At 76.2% G+C, this 17548-nt stretch carries 16 protein-coding genes; 10 read left to right on the forward strand and 6 right to left on the reverse strand.

All coding sequences use genetic code 11. From position 1 onward, the window contains the following. Positions 1–97 precede the first annotated feature (97 nt). Positions 98–469 (reverse strand): hypothetical protein, encoded by a 372-nt coding sequence (locus SNE206_RS19925; RefSeq protein ID WP_407914778.1) that lies wholly within the window; start codon positions 467–469, stop codon positions 98–100. Positions 470–665: 196 nt separating this feature from the next. Here SNE206_RS19925 and SNE206_RS19930 point away from each other — a divergent pair, with 196 nt between their 5' ends. The 3 genes from SNE206_RS19930 to SNE206_RS19940 all read left to right on the forward strand — a co-directional run bounded on the left by SNE206_RS19930 (position 666) and on the right by SNE206_RS19940 (position 3650). Next, positions 666–1730: an SPFH domain-containing protein gene (locus SNE206_RS19930; protein WP_407914779.1), complete on the forward strand. Its 1065-nt coding sequence runs from the start codon at positions 666–668 to the stop codon at positions 1728–1730. Then, positions 1727–2626 (forward strand): hypothetical protein, encoded by a 900-nt coding sequence (locus SNE206_RS19935; protein WP_407914780.1) that lies wholly within the window; start codon positions 1727–1729, stop codon positions 2624–2626. Before SNE206_RS19930 ends, SNE206_RS19935 begins: the two co-directional genes overlap by 4 nt. A 202-nt stretch (positions 2627–2828) precedes the next feature. Next, entirely contained in the window at positions 2829–3650 is an 822-nt protein-coding gene (locus tag SNE206_RS19940) for an SDR family oxidoreductase (protein ID WP_407914781.1), read from the forward strand. Positions 3651–3728: 78 nt separating this feature from the next. Here the strand turns inward: SNE206_RS19940 and SNE206_RS19945 are convergent, their stop codons facing one another. Beyond that, a complete protein-coding gene (locus SNE206_RS19945; RefSeq protein WP_407914782.1) occupies positions 3729–3911 on the reverse strand; it encodes an antitoxin in 183 nt (60 codons plus the stop codon). A gap of 63 nt (positions 3912–3974) precedes the next feature. Continuing rightward, on the reverse strand, positions 3975–4973 hold the full coding sequence (locus SNE206_RS19950) for a hypothetical protein (RefSeq protein WP_407914783.1): 999 nt from the start codon (positions 4971–4973) through the stop codon (positions 3975–3977). 152 nt (positions 4974–5125) lie between these two features. Here SNE206_RS19950 and nhaA point away from each other — a divergent pair, with 152 nt between their 5' ends. The 3 genes from nhaA (at position 5126) to SNE206_RS19965 (ending at position 9553) form a co-directional block, all read left to right on the forward strand. Next, a complete protein-coding gene (gene nhaA / locus SNE206_RS19955) occupies positions 5126–7015 on the forward strand; it encodes a Na+/H+ antiporter NhaA (protein WP_407914784.1) in 1890 nt (629 codons plus the stop codon). 116 nt (positions 7016–7131) lie between these two features. Then, positions 7132–8142, forward strand: coding sequence for a YihY/virulence factor BrkB family protein (locus SNE206_RS19960; protein WP_407914785.1), 1011 nt, complete (start codon positions 7132–7134; stop codon positions 8140–8142). Between the two features lie 196 nt (positions 8143–8338). Further along, positions 8339–9553 carry a glycoside hydrolase family 64 protein gene (locus tag SNE206_RS19965; protein ID WP_407914786.1) on the forward strand — a complete coding sequence of 405 codons (1215 nt, stop codon included), beginning with the start codon at positions 8339–8341 and terminating at the stop codon, positions 9551–9553. Positions 9554–9623: 70 nt separating this feature from the next. On the opposite strand, the gene SNE206_RS19970 is transcribed toward SNE206_RS19965, so the two are convergent. Next, positions 9624–10583 carry an NAD(P)-dependent oxidoreductase gene (locus SNE206_RS19970; RefSeq protein WP_407914787.1) on the reverse strand — a complete coding sequence of 320 codons (960 nt, stop codon included), beginning with the start codon at positions 10581–10583 and terminating at the stop codon, positions 9624–9626. A gap of 44 nt (positions 10584–10627) precedes the next feature. Further along, entirely contained in the window at positions 10628–11635 is a 1008-nt protein-coding gene (locus SNE206_RS19975; RefSeq protein WP_407914788.1) for an endonuclease/exonuclease/phosphatase family protein, read from the reverse strand. A gap of 342 nt (positions 11636–11977) precedes the next feature. On the opposite strand from SNE206_RS19975, the gene SNE206_RS19980 reads away from it, so the two are divergent. The 3 genes from SNE206_RS19980 to SNE206_RS19990 all read left to right on the forward strand — a co-directional run bounded on the left by SNE206_RS19980 (position 11978) and on the right by SNE206_RS19990 (position 15026). Next, complete coding sequence (locus SNE206_RS19980) at positions 11978–12787, forward strand: peptidoglycan recognition protein (RefSeq protein ID WP_407914789.1); 810 nt, start codon at positions 11978–11980, stop codon at positions 12785–12787. 182 nt (positions 12788–12969) lie between these two features. Further along, complete coding sequence (locus SNE206_RS19985; RefSeq protein WP_407914790.1) at positions 12970–14475, forward strand: MFS transporter; 1506 nt, start codon at positions 12970–12972, stop codon at positions 14473–14475. Beyond that, positions 14472–15026, forward strand: a complete 555-nt coding sequence (locus SNE206_RS19990; RefSeq protein WP_407914791.1) for a TetR family transcriptional regulator — start codon at positions 14472–14474, stop codon at positions 15024–15026. Before SNE206_RS19985 ends, SNE206_RS19990 begins: the two co-directional genes overlap by 4 nt. A gap of 65 nt (positions 15027–15091) precedes the next feature. On the opposite strand, the gene SNE206_RS19995 is transcribed toward SNE206_RS19990, so the two are convergent. After that, the gene (locus SNE206_RS19995) at positions 15092–15559 is read right to left on the reverse strand and encodes a DinB family protein (protein ID WP_407914792.1); all 468 of its coding nucleotides are present in this window, start codon (positions 15557–15559) and stop codon (positions 15092–15094) included. A gap of 381 nt (positions 15560–15940) precedes the next feature. Between SNE206_RS19995 and SNE206_RS20000 the strand changes: the two genes are divergently transcribed. After that, positions 15941–17479: a hypothetical protein gene (locus SNE206_RS20000; protein WP_407914793.1), complete on the forward strand. Its 1539-nt coding sequence runs from the start codon at positions 15941–15943 to the stop codon at positions 17477–17479. Positions 17480–17548 lie beyond the last annotated feature (69 nt).

Consider the following 17548-nt stretch of genomic DNA (forward strand, 5'->3'; position numbering starts at 1 on the left):
CCCCCCCCCCCCCCCGCCGCGCGCCCCCGCCCCGGCCCCGGGGGGCGGCCGGGGGGCCGGGGCGCGACAGAGGGGGTGCGACAGGGGGCGGCCGAGGTCAGCAGGTGGGCAGGCCCGGTACCGGCTGGTCGTTGTCGCCGCCGGAGAGGTACACGACGTTGACCCACACGCCCTTGTTGCCGCTGTCGTCGTCGGTCTTCGCCCACCAGTGGTTGCGGTAGGCGCCGTCGACGACCTCGCTGCCGACGGCCTGGCAGTAGAAGTAGTTGGTGCCGGCGTTGAGGGTTCCGGCGCGGACGTCGCCGGCGAAGTACGACGGCGCGGTCTTCCAGACCTGGCAGTTGTACCGGCCGCCGCCGATGCCGTAGCAGCCGCTCGCGGCGTCGGCCGGGAGGGTGGTGAGGCCGCTCAGGGCGAGGCCGACGGCGGCCGCGGCCCCCGCGAGGACGAGCGTGCCGACACGGGACATGGAGTGCTCCTTGCGTGGTGAGGGGAGGCGGTGCGCCCGTCGGTGCCCGCCTCCACCAGGCAATCAGCCGGGCCCTGCCCGCGGTACCCGACATCTGTCAGGGGTGGCCCGGACCGTCCGCGACTCCCCTTTTCGTCGTATTGACGACAACGGCTCCGACCAGTTATCGTCAAGAAGACGAGAAAGGGGGCCGACCGTGGCCGACATCACCAGGCGCCTCGGGTTCCGGCATCTGCGCGCCGCACCCACCTCCCACATCCGGTACCTCCGCGGCGGCCGGACCGTCCACGAGGGCACCGGCCTCGCGTTCTGGTTCCGCCCGCGCACCGCCGCCATCTCCGAAGTCCCCGCCGACGACCGCGAACTGGCCATGCTCTTCCACGCCAGGACGGCCGACTTCCAGGACCTCACCGTGCAGGCCGCGGTCACCTACCGGATCACCGAGCCCGCCGTCACCGCGGCCCGCCTCGACTTCGGCATCGACCCGGACACCGGCGCCTGGCGGGCCGAACCCCTCCAGCAGATCGGCACCCTGCTCACCGAGACCGCCCAGCAGCACGCCCTCGAACTCGTCGCCCGCACCCCGCTCGCCGCCGCCCTCGCGGACGGCATCGGAGCCGTGCGGCGGCGGATCGCCGACGGGCTCGCCGCGGAGGCCCGGCTCGCCGAGATCGGCCTCGCCGTCATCGCCGTCCGCGTGACCGCGCTGCGCCCCGAGGCCGAGATGGAGCGCGCCCTGCGCACCCCCGCCCGCGAGCAGGTGCAGCAGGACGCCGACCGGGCCACGTACGAGCGGCGCGCGGTCGCGGTGGAACGCGAACGCGCCATCGCCGAGAACGAGATGGCCAACCAGATCGAACTCGCCCGCCGCGAGGAGGAGCTGGTCGCCCGTCAGGGAGCCAACGCCCGCGGCCGCGCCGAGCAGGAGGCCGGGGCCGACGCCGTCCGCGCCGAGGCCGAGGCGGTCCGGCGCACCCGGCTCGCCGCCGCCGAGGCCGACGCCGACCGGCTCCTCGCCGCCGCCCGGGCCGAGGCCGAACGCGCCCTCGGCGAGGCCCGCGCCGCCGCCCGGCAGGCCTGGCTGGAGGCCCACCGGGAGGCTGGACCGGAGGTGCTGCACGCCCTCGCGATGATCGGCCTCGCCGAGCACCTGCCGCGGATCGACAGCATCACCCTCACCCCCGACGTCCTCACCGGCCTGCTCGCCCGGCTCGGTGCCGCCCCGGCAGCCCCGGCCGGTGAGGCGGGCGCACCGCGATGACCCTCGCCCCCCGGGTGGTGCTCGTCCACCGCCGCAGCGAGTACGAGGAACTCCTCGCGCGCCACGGCTCCCGCGGGCAGGCCGCGTTCTTCCTGGAGTCGCGCGGCCGCTCCCTCGTCGACGTCGAGCTGCGCCACCACCGCACCCGGGACGCGCTCGCCGAGGTCGCCGGCGCCGTCCCGCTGGACTGGCGCAGCGCCCGTGTCGAGCGCGGCGACCTCGACCGCTTCCTCTTCACGCCGGAGGACGTCGTCGTGGTCGTCGGCCAGGACGGGCTGGTGGCCAACACCGCCAAGTACCTCGCCGGTCAGCCGGTCGTGGGGATCGACACCGAGCCGGGCCGCAACCCCGGCGTCCTGGTGCGCCACGGCGCGGCGCAGGCCCGGCGGCTGCTGCGGGCCGCGGTCGGGCCGGGCGCCGGGTCGCGTCTGGAGGAGCGGACGATGGTCGAGGCGGTCGCCGACGACGGGCAGCGGCTCCTCGCGCTCAACGAGGTCTACCTGGGCCGGAGCGGGCACGGGACGGCCCGCTACCGCATCCACCTGCCGGGCGGCGCCGCGGAGAGCCAGGCCTCCTCGGGGGTGCTGGTCGGCACCGGCACCGGCGCCACCGGCTGGTGCCGGTCGCTCTGGCTCGAACGCGGGAAGCCGATCCGCCTGCCCGAGCCGGCCGGTGCGGGCGTCGCCTGGTTCGTCCGCGAGGCCTGGCCGTCCCCGGTGACGGGCACGGACCACGTGCAGGGCCTGCTGGCGGCTGCCGAGCGGCTCGCCGTCACGGTCGAGTCGGACCGGCTGGTGGTCTTCGGCGACGGCATGGAGTCCGACGCCCTGGAGCTGACCTGGGGACAGCGCCTCACGGTGGGGGCGGCCGCCGAGCGACTGCGACTGCTGGCCTGAGCGCGCCCGCTGCCGTTCGCGTGCGGGCGCACCGGGCCGCCGCACATGCCCCCGTGCGCCCCCGGGACGCTCCGGGCGACGCTCCCGGACCGGCCCGGCGCCCCGGCCGCCTCTGCCAGAGTGGGCGGGCTGGTCCGGCCCGGCGGGGCGTCTGCCGGGCCCACTGCCGGAGCCCCTCCGGCCGAACGGAAGGCGGTCGTCCATGGCCCGTCGCTGGTTGGTGACCGGTTGCTCCTCGGGGCTCGGTCACGCCCTCGCCACCGCGCTCGCGGAGGCGGGCGAGTACGTCCTCGCGACGGCCCGCAAGCCCGACACGGTGGCCGAGCTGGCAGCCCGCCACCCGGGGCACGTGACCACCGCCGCCCTGGACGTCCGCGACCCCGACCAGTGCGAGGCCGCCGTCGCCACCGCCGTCGACCGCCTCGGCGGCCTCGACGTGCTCGTCAACAACGCCGGCAACGGCATCTTCGGCACCGTCGAGGAGGTCGGCGACGAGGAGCTGCGCGACCAGCTGGAGACCCTCGTGGTCGGCCCCTGGCGGCTGGCCCGCCTCGCCCTCCCGGTGATGCGCGCGCAGGGCGGCGGCCACATCGTCAACGTCTCCTCGCTGGCCGGCCGGATGGCCTTCCCCGGCCTCTCGGCGTACGTCACCGGCAAGTACGCCCTGGAGGGCATGAGCCAGGCCCTCGCCGCCGAAGCGGGCCCGCTCGGCATCCGCGTCACCGTGCTCGAACCCGGCGGGTTCGCCACCGGCTACGGCGAGGCGGTGGCCGAGACCGCCGTCCGGATCCCCGCCTACGAGGCGGTCACCGCCCCCATGCTCCAGGCGATGCGCGGCATGCGCTCCGACCCGGGGCTGAGCCGCCCCGAGGACTTCGCCCGCCACCTCCTGCGCCTCGTCGACACCGGGCAGGCACCGCTGCGGGTGCCCGTGGGGGAGGACGCCTACGGCTACCTCGCCGCGGTCGAGGACGCGGCCCGTGACGAGCTGGCGGCCGCACGCGCCCTGATCCTCGGTACCTGACAGTCCGGGGACGGGACGGACACGGAGCCGCCGCCACCGCAGCGCTGCGGTGGCGGCGGCCGACGGTCCGGCGAGCGGCTACCGCTGCTCGGGCGGCTGCTCGCCGAGCTGGTCGCTGATCTTCTGCTGGGCCGTGTCGACGTGCCCCTGGTACTTGCCGCCGGTCTTCGCGTCGACGGCGTCCCCGGCCTTCTCGACACCCTGCCGGGCGGTGTCCTCATGGCCCTTGATCATGTTCTTGAGCTTGTCGAGCATGGACATCGGGTTTCCTCCTTCGGAACTTCCGGTCCTCCCACCATCGCCGACGCCGCCGAGATCCACATCTCAGCGGCGGCCCGGGCCCGCGCCCCCGGACGGCCCCGCCGCCTCCCAGTACCCCTCCGGAGCGCCGCCGCGCTTCCGCAGGTCCGCGCGCACCCGCGTGGCGAGCCGCCCGGTGTCGCGCTTGTTCAGCGCCGCCCCCAGCGCCGCCCCCACCATCAGGGGCACCATCGACGGGAGCTTGCGCAGCGTGCTGCGGGTGAGCCGCTTGCGCACCTTGCTGCGCACCTCCGAACCGACCGCCAGGCCCGCCATCGCCGTCAGCCCGGCCGGGCTCGCCAGGGCGGCCCGGTCGATGCCCCGCCGGTCCGCCCACGCCGTCACGTACGCGGTCGTGCGCTGCGCGGCCGTGCCGGTGGCGGGCACGCCGTACACCTGGTGCAGCTCGGCGATCAGCTTGATCTCCACGGCGGCCACCACCAGGGTCTCGGCGGCGATCTCCGCGGCCATCGCGGGCGGCACCGGCAGCATCGCCGCCGCGCCGACGCCCGCACCCACCGCCGCCGAGGCCCGCACCGCACCCGTGACCAGCAGGTCGGCCAGCGCCTCCGGGTCCTGCGCCTTGGGGTGTTGCGACCGGAGCGTCGCCAGGTCGCGGACGGGTATTCGCGGGGCGGCCTGCAGCAGCCGCTCGGTCGTCGCCCGGCCGCCGGCCACCGTCGCCCGGGCCGTCCGGGCCCCGCCGCGGCCCAGCGCCCGGCCCGTCGACACCACCAGCGCGGTCGCCCGGCCCAGGGCACGGCGGCGGGAGGCCTGCGAGCCCTCCTCCATCTCGCGCGTCAGCGCCGCGAGCTCCTCGGCCGCGGCCTCCGGCGTCAGCTCGGCCCCGACCCCGCCCGCGCCGGCCCCGACCCCGCCCGCGCCGGTCCCGGTTGCACCGCCGTCGCCGTCGCCGCCGTCGGGGCCGGGGCCGGGGCCGGTGCCGGGACCGTCCCCGGACCCGCCGGGCCAGGGCCCGGGCTCGGACGGGTCGGACCCACCTCGCCTGTGAAAAAGTCCCATGGCACCCGTCTACCCGGCCCCGCCCCGCGTACGCGGGACGACGCGATCCCGGGGCCGCCCGGGCGGGCTCCGCGACCCCGGCGCGAGGCCGGTCGCGGGGTCCGTCCGGCGGTGCGGCGTGACCGGTGGCCGACCGGGCGGAGAATGATCACATGCCCGTCCCCTCAGAGCTCCCCGGATACTCCGGACAGACCGCGTGCGGCACCGGAATGCGGACCCCGCTGCGGGACTTCCTGCGCACCGAGACCGGCAGCGCCGCCGTGCTGCTCACCGCCGCCCTCGCCGCCCTGGTGTGGGCCAACGCCGCCCCCGGCACGTACGAGTCGTTCTGGGAGACCGTGCTGGCCGTGCGGCTCGGCGACCACGGGATCTCCCTCGACCTGCGTGAATGGGTGAACAGCGGCCTCATGACGCTGTTCTTCTTCGTCATCGGCCTGGAGGCGCGCCGCGAGTTCGACATGGGCGAGCTGCGCGAGCGGCGCCGGATCGCCCTGCCGCTGATCGCCGGGGTCGCCGGGATGGCCGTGCCCGTCGCGATCTACCTGGCCGTGAACACCGGGGCGGGCGGCGAGCCGCACGGCTGGGGCGCCGCCATGTCGACCGACACGGCCTTCGCCCTCGGCATGCTCGCGCTCGTCGGCAGCCGCCTGCCCGACGCGCTGCGCGTCTTCATCCTCACCGTCGCGGTGGTCGACGACTTCGTCGCGCTGGGCGTCATCGCGGTCGCCTACAGCGGCCACATCGCCGTGCCCGCCCTCCTCGCGGCCGTCGGCGTCCTCGCCGTCGTGCTCCTCGCCCGCGCCGCGGGCGTCCGCCGCGGCGCGGTGTACGCGCTGCTCGCCACCGCCCTGTGGGTCGCCCTGCTGGAGTCCGGCGTCGACCCGGTCGTCGCGGGCCTCGCCATGGGCCTGCTCACGTACGCCTACCCGGCCGCGCGCAGCGACCTCGAACGGGCCAGCGACCTGTTCCGGCTGTTCCGCGAGCAGCCCACGCCCGAGCTGGAACGCTCGGTGCGGGCCGGTCTCGCCACCGCCATCTCCCCGAACGAACGCCTCCAGCGCATCTACCACCCGTGGACGAGCTACGTCATCGTGCCGCTCTTCGCGCTCGCCAACGCGGGCATCACCCTCGGCGCCGACCGGCTCGGCGAGGCGTTCCGCTCGCCCGTCACCCTCGGCATCCTCCTCGGTTACCTCCTCGGCAAGCCCGCCGGCATCCTGGGCTCCGCCCTGCTGACCACCGCCGCCAGCCGCGGCCGCCTCCGCCCCCCGGTCGGCTGGGGCGCCGTCGCCGCGGGCGGTTCGATCGCCGGCATCGGCTTCACCGTCTCGCTGCTGATCGCCACCCTCGCCTTCGACGGGCCCCTCCTCGACGAGGCGAAGGTCGGCATCCTCGCCGCGGTCGCCTGCTCCTCCGCCGCGACCTGGCTGGTCACCCGCGCGATCGGTCTCCTGCCGCGGCGCGGCAGGATGCGCGCCCTGCTCGGCACGGCCGAGGGCATCATCGACCTCGCGGCCTCCGTCGACCTCGACCGCGACCACGTGCGCGGCCCCGCCGACGCCCTGGTCACCGTCGTCGAGTACGGCGACTTCGAGTGCCCGTACTGCGGGCAGGCCGAGCCCGTCGTGCGCGAGCTGCTCGCCGGCGCCGGCGACATCCGTTACGTCTGGCGGCACCTGCCGCTCAACGACGTCCACCCGCACGCCCAGCTGGCCGCGGAGGCGGCCGAGGCCGCCGCCGAGCAGGACTGCTACTGGGCGATGCACGACCTGCTGCTCGCCCACCAGGGCGCCCTCACCGCGGCCGACCTGATGCGCTACGCCGAGCAGGCGGGCCTGGAGGCCGAGCGGTTCCGCCGCGACCTGCGGGCCCGCGCCGGGGCGTCCCGGGTCGCCGAGGACGTCGAGTCGGCCGACCTCAGCGGCGTCTCCGGCACCCCCACCTTCTTCGTCAACGGCCGCCGCCACCACGGCGCGTACGACATCGCCGGACTCAAGGAGGCCGTCCGCTCCGCCCGCGAGCGGGCCGCGCTGGTGCGCTGACGCCGGGCCGGGCCGGGCCGCCCCGCGGACCTTCCCGCGTCCGGACCTCCCCGCGGACGGCCCGGCGGACGGCCCCGCGGACGGTTGGCCGCGTCCGCAGCGGACAGAAGACGCCCGTGAAGACACCGCGCACCCGACCCGGGCCGTCGAAGGCCGGGCCCGCCGGCGGACCCGGCCACCCCCGCACCCCGCTGCGCCGTGCACCGGACCGCCCCTCCGGGCTGCCCCTGCGGGTGCGGACGCGGGCGCTGCGCCGCGCCCTGGTCGAGCTCTTCGACGACGACCTGTCCGACCGGGCCGCCGCGCTCACCTACTACGGCGTGCTGGCCGTCTTCCCCACGCTGCTCCTGCTGCTGTCGCTCGTCGGGCTGGCCGGGCCGTCGGCCACCGACGACATGGTGGGCAACCTCCAGCACTGGACGCCCGGCCCGGCCCGCGACATCCTCCACCACGGCATCGAGGACCTGCAGCGGAACCGCGGCGCGGGCGGCACCTTCGCCGTGGTCGGGCTCGGCGGCGCCCTCTGGTCGGCGTCCGGCTACATCGCGGCCTTCATCCGCGCGGCCAACGTCGTCTACGACATCCGGGAGGGCCGGCCGGTGTGGCGGCTCACGCCGCTGCGGCTCGGACTGACGGTGCTGATGATGCTGCTGCTGGTCGCGAGCGGGGCGATCGTGGTCTTCACCGGTCCGCTGGCCCGGGAGGCGGGCGAGGCGCTGGGGGTGGGCGACGCCGGGGTGCAGGCGTGGTCGGTGGCGAAGTGGCCGGTGCTGCTGATGCTGGTGGTGGTGATGATCGGGGTGCTGTACTGGGCCGCGCCGAACGTCCGCGGCCGGGGCTTCCGCTGGGTGTCGCCGGGCAGCGTGCTGGCGGTGGCGGTCTGGCTGCTGCTGTCGGGCGGCTTCGCGGTGTTCGTCGCCAACTTCGGCTCCTACAACCGGACGTACGGGGCGCTGGCCGGGGTGATCGTCTTCCTGGTGTGGCTGTGGCTGTCGAACCTGGCGATCCTCGCCGGGCTGGAGTTCGACGCCGAACTCTCCCGGGCCAGGGCCGTCGCGGGCGGCCGCCCGGAGGGGGAGGAGCCGTACGTGGAGCCGCGTTCCACACGGACCTGGGACGAGGACTGACGGGGAGCCGCCGACCGCTCCGGGCGGGGCGGCCATGTCTGGACCATTGACATGTACCGTCGAGAGTCGCATTCTGAGAGCGCTCTCAGGAAAGCGGCGTCACCACCGCCGTCGGCCGGCCCCCCTCCCTCCGGTGTCCCGCACCGGGGATGCCCGGCCGTCGTCGCCACCCCCACGACCCTGGAGGAACGATCCGATGGGCACCAGACGAGCACCCACCCGCCGCGCGGCCCTCGCCACCACCCTGGCCGCCGCCGTCGCCGCCGCGGCGGGCCTGACGCTGACCGCCCCCGCCGAGCGGGCCGAGGCGGCCGTCCCCACCACCATCCCGCTCACGTTCACCAACAGCTCCGGGCGGGGCGAGCCGGTCTACATCTACAACCTGGGCACCCTCCTGACCACCGGTCAGCAGGGCTGGGCGGACGCCGCCGGCGCCTTCCACCCGTGGCCGGGCGGCGCCAACCCGCCGGTGCCGGCCCCGGACGCGTCGATCGCCGGGCCCGCCAACGGTGCCTCCAGGACGATCCGGATGCCGAAGTTCTCCGGCCGCATCTACTTCTCGTACGGGCAGAAGCTGGTCTTCAAGCTCACCACCGGCGGCCTCGTCCAGCCGGCCGTGCAGAACCCGAGCGACCCGAACCGCCCGATCCTCTTCAACTGGTCCGAGTACACGCTCAACGACGCCGGGCTGTGGATCAACAGCACGCAGGTCGACATGTTCTCGGTGCCGTACGCGGTCGGCGTCAAGGGCGGCGACGGTGTCACCCGCAGCACCGGCCACCTCAAGGCCGGCGGCTACCAGGGCTTCTACAACGCGCTCAAGGCGCAGCCGGGTGGCTGGGCCAACCTCGTCCAGACGCGCTCGGACGGCACGATCCTGCGCGCGCTCTCGCCCGGGCACGGCATCGAGTCGGGCGCGCTGCCCGCCACCGTCATGAACGACTACGTCAACCGGGTGTGGGCCAAGTACGCCACCTCCACGCTGACCGTCACGCCGTTCGCCGACCAGCCCGGCACCAAGTACTTCGGGCGGGTCTCCGGCAACACCATGAACTTCACCAACAGCGCCGGGGCCGTCGTCACGAGCTTCCAGAAGCCGGACTCCGACTCGATCTTCGGCTGCTACAAGCTGCTCGACGCCCCGAACGACCTGGTCCGCGGCCCGATCTCGCGCACCCTGTGCGCGGGGTACAACCGGTCGACACTGCTGACCAACCCCAACCAGCCCGACACCTCCGCCGCGGGGTTCTACCAGGACTCCGTCACCAACCAGTACGCGCGCAGGATCCACGCGCAGATGGCCGACGGCAACGCCTACGCCTTCGCGTTCGACGACGTGGGCCACCACGAGTCGCTCGTCCACGACGGCAGCCCGCAGCAGGCGTACATGACGCTGGACCCGCTCAACTGACGGGTGCGGCCGCGCAGCAGGTCCCTGCCGGGAGGGCATGCCCGGCAGGGGTCTGCGGCGTCGGGGCGGCCTACGCGCCGTCCCCGGCGGGCGGGAGCGCGGCACGGCGGCGGGCTGTCTCGGCGAGGGCCGCGAGGTCGTGGTCGCCGAGGCCGTGGCCGATCGACTCCAGCAGGGAGTCGCGGAGCACCCCGGCGAAGGGCATCGGCACGTGCGCGGCGGCGGCGCTGTCCAGCGCCAGCCCGACGTCCTTGAGGCCCAGGGCGAGCTTGAACCCGGCCGGGTCGTAGCGGCGTTCGGCGATCATCGCGCCGTACCCGGCGTAGACCGGGCCGGGGAAGACCGTGCCGGTCAGCACGTCGAGGAGGTCGGCGGCGGCGAGCCCGCCGGCCTCGCCGAGCGCCGTCGCCTCGGAGAGCGCCTCGACGGCGGAGACCAGCATGAAGTTGGCGCTGATCTTGGCGGTGTTGGCGATCTCGGGACGCTCCCCGAGCCGCCACGTGCGGCGGCCCATCGCGTCGAGCAGCGGCGCCACCCGGTCGAGGTGCGCCGCCGGGCCGGCGGCCAGCACGGCGAGGTTGCCCGCGGCGGCGACGTCGGCCCGCCCGAGGACGGGCGCCGCGACGTAGCCGACCCCGTGCCGGGCGTGCAGTCCGGCCGCCCGGCGCGCCAGCGCGGGGGAGACGGTCGCCATGTTGACGTGCACGCCGGCCCGGGCCGCCGCCAGGTGCTCCTCGTCGAGGAGCAGGGCCTCGACCGCGGCGTCGTCCGCGAGCATCGACACCACCGCCTCGGCCCGCCACACGTCGGCGAGGCCGTCCGCGGCGACCGCCCCGGCCGCGACGAGGTCGCGGACGGGTCCGGGCGAGCGGTTCCACACCGTCACCCGGTGCCCGGCGGCGAGGAGCTGACGAGCCATCTCGCGGCCCATGGTGCCGAGACCGACGAATCCGACGTCCACGGTGGTGCCCTCCTGCGGTCGGTGGCGGCCCGGCCGGCGGGCCGGGTCCACCGGTGATCGTAGACGCACGGATCCCTGCCGCGGGGCCGCACGCGGTACCCGCCGGTTCCGGATCAGCCGGTGACGGCGAGCTCCGCGACGACGGCCCGGTGGTCGCTGCCGGGCAGCGTGTGCTCGGCCACGGAGACCGCGGTCAGGCCGCTGCCGTGCAGCACGTGGTCGATCTGGATCACCGGCGGCAGCACCGGCCGGTCCGCCGGCCAGGTGCCGGCGAAGCCGCGCCCGAGCTCGGCGTGGGTGTCCGTCAGGCCGTCGCCGAGCAGGGCGCGCATCGGCGCGTGGTCGAGGGTCGCGTTGAAGTCCCCGAGGAGCACCGTCCGCCCGGGGTGCTGCCGGGCCTCCGCGCGGAGCCCGCCGAAGTCGGCCGCCCACCGGCGGGAGTCGCCCAGCGGGTAGTAGGTGTGCACGGCGACGACCCGCACGGTGTGCCCGCCGACGGTCACCTCGCCGGCCGTCGGGGTCGCGGCCGTGCCGCCCGGGTCGGCCAGCGGCAGCCGCGAGTACAGCGACGTGTCCGAGCCGGCCCGGTGGATCCGGTACGGCATCGCTCCGGCCAGCCCGGCCCGGTCGAGCGCCGAGGCCAGACCCGGGCTCAGCTCCTCGACGGCCAGCACGTCGATCCGCTCCGAGCGCACCAGGCCGACCAGCGCCCGCGGGTCGGCCTGCCCAAGGTAGGCGTTGCTCGTGGCGAGCCGCAGCCTGGGCGCGGAGGCCGGCACCGCGCCGCCGTCCGCGACCAGCCGCGGCACCAGCCACCACACCTGCAGCGCCGCCACGAGCAGCGCGACGGCCGTCAGCCACCGGGCGCGCAGCACGGCCGGCACCGCCACCAGCAGCAGGGTGGCCAGGGCCGCGTACGGCAGGCCCGCGACCGGCATCGCCAGGTCGGTGCCGTCGTCCAGCCCGGCCAGCCGCACCACGGCCAGCCCGGCCGGTCCGGCGAGGGCGGTCCCGCACAGCACCAGCAGCACCGTCCGCAGCGCCCGCCACCACCGGCGCCCCTGCCGCGCCACCACCGGCGCCTCCGTCCCCGGCCCGTGCTCCGTGGCCACCCCGGTCATCCGCACTCCCCGCACTCCCCGCACTCCCGGTCTCCCGGCCGGCCCTCCCGGCGGACGCACGTCCGCGCGGGGCCGGGGGCGCCCGTGATCACCACCCGCCGACGTGCAGGGGAGACGCGCGCCACCGACGGGCGGTTCCCGCCCCGCCCGGCGCCGTTGCTCCGCGTGGCTGCACGCCGCCACCCGTTCGCCGGGCGCGGGCCGGGCGGCCGTCCGACGGCGCGTCAGCCCCACGAGCCGTCAGACGGGAGGCTTGTCGTGCCCGCGACGGCGGGGTACGCCCGCTCCCCGTGCGGCGGCGACCGCATGCGCCGCCGCCGCACTGGCCGTAGCTTCCCTGACATGGACATCGACCGCCGCCTGGTGCTGCGCCGCGCGCTGCAAGCCGTCTCCGCCGTGGCCGTCACCGCGCTGCCCGCCGCCGCCCGCCCGTGGCGCCGGGCGGAGTCCGCCGACGGTGGTGCACCCACTCCCGTGCAGGCGGTCGCCCGCCCGCGCGCCGTCCCGCAGGCGCCGCCGATCGTGCTGCGCTCCACCTGGCAGACCGATCCGAACCCGCCCGCCGTGCAGTACGACCGGGAGGTGCGGGCGGTGCTCATCCACCACACCGACGACCCGAACTCGTACGACCCGGAGGACGTGCCGGACATCCTCCGGGCGATCCGCCGCGACCACCTGGAGTTCCGCGGGTGGGACGACATCGGCTACAACTTCCTCGTCGACCGCTTCGGCACCGTCTACGAGGGCCGCCTCGGCGGCATCGACCGGCCCGTCGTCGGCGCCCACACGATGGGCTTCAACCGCGACACGGTCGGCGTGGCGGCGATCGGCACCTACACGGCCGGCATCGCGGTGCCCGACGCGGTGCTGGAGTCCATCGCCCGCGTCGCCGCCTGGAAGCTCGGCACGTACGGCATCCACCCGGGCGACCGCTCCACGCTGACGTCCACCAACAGCGGCAGCCGGTTCCCGGTCGGCGCGACCCACGAGTTCACCGCGGTCTCCGGCCACCGCGACGCGTTCTGCACGCTCTGCCCGGGCGAGTCCCTCTACGCGCAGATCCCCGGGATCATCGACCGCGCCGAGAGCCTGCAGGAGGAGGCCGTCGCCCGGCAGAACGCGTCGGCGGCGGACAGCGTGCTCCCCGTCTGACCGGCCCCGTCCGACCGGCCCCGCCCGCCGTGCGCGGAGGGCCGCGCGCCCCGTGCGGCCGACCCGGAGCCGGGTACCCCGTGCACCGCTCCCGCACCCCGGTGCCGGGAGGGGGTGCACAGGCGTTTACCCTGAACGGTGAACAGCTGTGCACCCCTCCCCGCCGGCCCGTACGGAGCGCCATGTCCGACCCGGACGCCCTCGCCGTCCCCCCAGCCCCGACCGCCCCGCCGCGCTTCATCGTCGCGGTGCTCGCGTTCTGCGGCGTCGTGGTGGCCGTCATGCAGACCCTCGTCATACCGCTGCTGCCGCGCGTCCCCGCACTGACCGGCAGCACCCCCACCGCCGCGAGCTGGCTCGTCACCGTCACCCTGCTCACCGGCGCCGTCTGCACCCCGCTCCTCGGCCGGATCGGCGACATGTACGGCAAGCGCCGGGTGCTCCTCGCCGCCCTCGGCGTGCTCGTGCTCGGCTCCGTGCTCTGCGCGGTCGGCTCCCACATCGGCGTGCTCATCGCCGGCCGGGCGCTCCAGGGCGCCGCCCTCGCCGTCGTCCCGCTGGGCATCAGCATCCTGCGCGACGAGCTGCCGCCCGCCGGGTTGCTGCCCGCCGTCGCCCTGATGAGCTCCACCCTCGGCATCGGCGCCGCCGTCGGCCTGCCGGTCGCCGCGCTCGTCGTCGAGCACGCCGACTGGCACGCGATGTTCTGGGTGTCCGCCGGCCTCGGCCTGCTCGACATCGCCCTCGTGCTCCGGTGCGTCCCCGAGTCGCCGCTCCGCACGAAGGGCCGCTTCGACGTGCTGGGCGCGCTCGCCCTCTCGGCCGTCGTGACGAGCCTGCTCCTCGCCGTCACCCAGGGCGCCGACTGGGGCTGGACCTCCGGCCGCACCCTCGGCCTGTTCGCCTTCGCGGTCCTGCTCGGCCCGCTCTGGGCCCGCCACGAACTCCGTCACCCCACCCCGATGGTCGACATCCGGGTCTCCGCCCGCCCCGCGGTCCTCCTCGCCAACATCGCCGCCCTGCTCATCGGCTTCTCCTTCTACGCCAACTCCCTCGTCACCGCCCAGATGGTGCAGGAGCCGACGAGCACCGGCTACGGCCTCGGCGCGTCGATCGTCGTCAGCGGCCTGTGCCTGCTGCCCGGCGGCCTCTCGATGGTGGCCCTCTCCCCGGTCTCCGCCCGGATCTCCGCCACCTTCGGGCCCAAGGTCACCCTCGCCCTGGCCTCCGTGGTCATGGCCGCCGGCTACGTCGTCCGCTTCTTCACCAGCCACCAGCTGTGGATGATCATCGCCGGCGCGACCGTCGTCTCCGCCGGCACCGCCATCGCCTACAGCGCCCTGCCCGCCCTGGTGATCCGGGCCGTCCCCGCCACCGAGACCGGCGCCGCCAACGGCCTCAACACCCTGATGCGCTCCCTCGGCCAGGCCTTCTGCAGCGCCGTCGTCGCCGCCGTGCTCGCCAACCTCACCTTCCAGGCCGCCGGACGCACCGCCCCCACCCTCCACGCCTACCTGCTGGTCTTCCTCGTCGCGGCCGGCGCAGCCGTCCTCGCCCTGCTCGTCACCCTCGGCCTGCCCGGCAGCCGGCCCACCGCACCGGGCGTCCCCGCAGGCCGCACGCCGGGGACCAGTACCGGACACGGCAGCACCCGGCAGGCCGGCACGGCCGTGGAGCCCCGCGCATGACCGACACCCCCGCCCCCACCGGACGCCAGGCCATCCTGCGCGCCGCCCGCCGCGCCTTCGCCCTCCACCCCTACGCCGAGGTCACCCTCCGCGGCATCGCCGCCGACGCCGAGGTCAGCGCCTCCCTCATCGTCAAACTCTTCGGCACCAAGGAGGAGCTCTTCGCCCGCACCACCGACTTCTCCGCCGACGCCGACGAACTCCTCGACGCCCCCCTCGACGGCCTCGGCCGGCACCTCGTGCTCACCCTCGTCCGCACCCGGCGGCAGCGCCGCACCGACCCGCTGCTGCGCGTCGTCTTCGCCCTCGGCACGGAGGACGAACGGACCCTGCTCCGGGACCGCTTCCGCGAGCAGGTCACCACCCGGCTCGCCGCGCTGCTCCCCGGCGACGACCCGCTGCTGCGGGCCGAACTCGTCGTCGGGCAGCTGCTCGGTCTCGGTGCCGCCGCGAGCATCCACCGCGAGGACGGCGCCATCGGGGAGGCCTCGCCGGAACGCCTCGCGGACCTGTACGCCCCCGGCCTCCAGCGCCTCCTCGACGGCGCCTGACCCCTGACCCCGGCGCCCGACCCCGGCTCTGACCCGGGCCGCACGGCTGCCCGGAGCCGGGGCCGCTACACGCCGCCCCCGGTGCCGTCCGCGTACGCAAGGATCCGCCGGATGTCCCACAGGTGGTGCACCGCGTCGTGGGCGTTGTTGCGGGCGACGTCCTCCGCCCGCTGCGGTCCGCGCTTCGCGTGCCGCAGCACCACCTGCTCCTCCAGCGCCGCCGACACCGACCGCGCCCAGGCGTCCGCGGCGATCGGCAGCGACCACAGCGCCGCGGCCGCGGGCACACTGCCGTAGCCGCGGGCCTCCGCCAGCGCGTCCGGGTCGTACCCCTGCACGTCCACCACCCCGGCCAGCCGGGCACCCGCCAGCCGCTCCGCCCAGATGCGCAGGTTGTCGGTCACGTGACTGACGTACCCGGCCGGTGTCCACCCGAGGTCCGGATGGCGCTCGTCGCCGCTGCGCCCCTCCAGCAGCAGCGCCATGTCCGCCGGCACCGCCCGGACCCGGTCGACTGCCTGACGCGGCGTCAAGAACCAGTCCCAGCCGCAGTCATGGCAGGGATTTCCGTAAAGATCTGCACCCCATTGCTCCACGGGAGGCCAGAGTAACGGGTCGGGGCGGGTGCGTGGTGCGGGAATCCGGTGGCCGATCGTCCCGGCGGCCCGCGCACGGCCCGTCCGGCCGCCGCCGACCGTGACCTTCCGTCAGATCCGCCGCGGGGAAAGGGCGTCGGAGGAGTGGTGAGGGCCTCCGCCCGGCCGTCCGGCGGCCGCCGGGGCTTGGTCCGCCCGGCCGTCCGGCATACGGTGTCCGAACAGGGCGCCCCAGGGGGGCCGGTGCGCCCGGACGGTCCGCCGTCACGTCACGGTCACGGGTGCCCCCACCAGCCGGACCGGTGAGGAGCACCAGGCGTGACGACCGAGGACAGCACGGCCCACGACCGCCACGAGGAGCACGACCCCGGGACCGGGCCCGACGGGGAGATCGACCGCCTCACCCGGGAGGCGGCCCGCTGCCGGGAGGCCGCCGACCCGGCCGGCGAGGCCGGGGCCCTGCACGACCTCGGCGCGGTGCTGGCGGACGGGGAGCGCCCGGCCGAGGCCGCCGCGGCCTTCGCCCGGGCGGCGGCGCTGTACGGCGCGGCCGGTGACGGCGCGGCCGAGGCCGGGGCGCTGGAGTCGCTCGGCGCGGTGTCGGCGGACGGGGAGCGGTACGCGGAGTCGGTCGTGGCGTACACGCGTGCCGCGGAGCTGTACCGTGCGGCGGGGGACGGTGCGGGTGAGGCCGAGGCGGTGTTCGGGCTCGGCTCGGCGCTGGCCGGTGACGGGCGGTACGAGGAGTCGGCCGTGGCGTACGCGCGATCGGCGGGGCTGTTCCACGCCGCAGGGGATGCGGTCGGCGAGGCGGAGGCGCAGCAGCGGCGCGGGGCCGTCCTGGCGGACGAGGAGCGGTACGCGGAGTCGGTCGTGGCGTACGCGCGTGCCGCGGAGCTGTACCGCGTCGCGGGGGACGGCCCGGCCGAGGCGGACGTGCTGATGATGCTCGGCCTCGCCCAGCACGCCGAGGGCCACGCGCAGGCGGCCATGGACCACCAGTACCGCGCGGCCGTGCTGTACCGCGAGGCGGGCGAGCCGGCGGGTGAGGCACGTGCGCTCCTGGGACTCGCCTCCGTCCTGGCGGGCGAGGGCAGGCAGGACGAGGTGCCCGGCCACGCCTTCCGGGCCGCCGCGCTCCACCACGAGGCGGGCGACCCCTCCGGCGAGGCGGACGCGCTGGAGATGCTCGGCGCGGCCCTGCGCCGGACGGGGCGCGGGGCGGAGGCGGCCGGGCACCTGCACCGGGCGGCCGCGCTCCACCACGAGAGCGGGAACCCGGCCGGTGAGGCCGCGGCGCTGAGCCGGTACGGCGGTGCGCTGGAGGACCTGGGCCGGTTCGGGGAGGCCGCGGCCCAGCACGGCCGCGCCGCGGCGCTGTTCCGTGAGGCGGGCGACCCCCGGGGCGAGGGCACGGCGCTGCTCTCGGGGGGCAACGCGCTGGGGAACGCCGGACGGCTGGAGGAGGCCATGACGATGCTGTTCCCCGCCGCCGAGGTGTTCCGGCGTGCGGAGGAGCGCCGCGGTGAGGCGCTCGTGTTCCTGAGCCTGGGCGGGTTGCAGCACCGGACCCGGCGGTTCGACGACGCGATCGCCAGCTATACGCGGTCCGCCGGGCTCTGCCACGCGGACGGCGACCCCGCGGGGGAGGAGCTCGCCCTGGACGGGCTGCGCTCCGTGCTGGCGGACCGGGGGATGCCGCCGGCCGCCGTCGCCCGGTACGTCGGGCAGCTGGCGCCGCACCTGGGCCAGGGCGGCCCCCGCCGCGGCGGCGGAACCCCGGATCCGCTGCGCGAGACGATGCCGGACCCGACGGGCGGGGGGTTCGCCGGCCGGTTCTCCCGGCGGCGCGGCTGACGACGCCGGGGCCGCCCCGCGCGACGACGTGTCGCGCGGGGCGGCCCGTAGCGGCCTCCGGGCGGTCCG

The sequence above is a fragment of the Kitasatospora sp. NE20-6 genome, assembly GCF_045862635.1.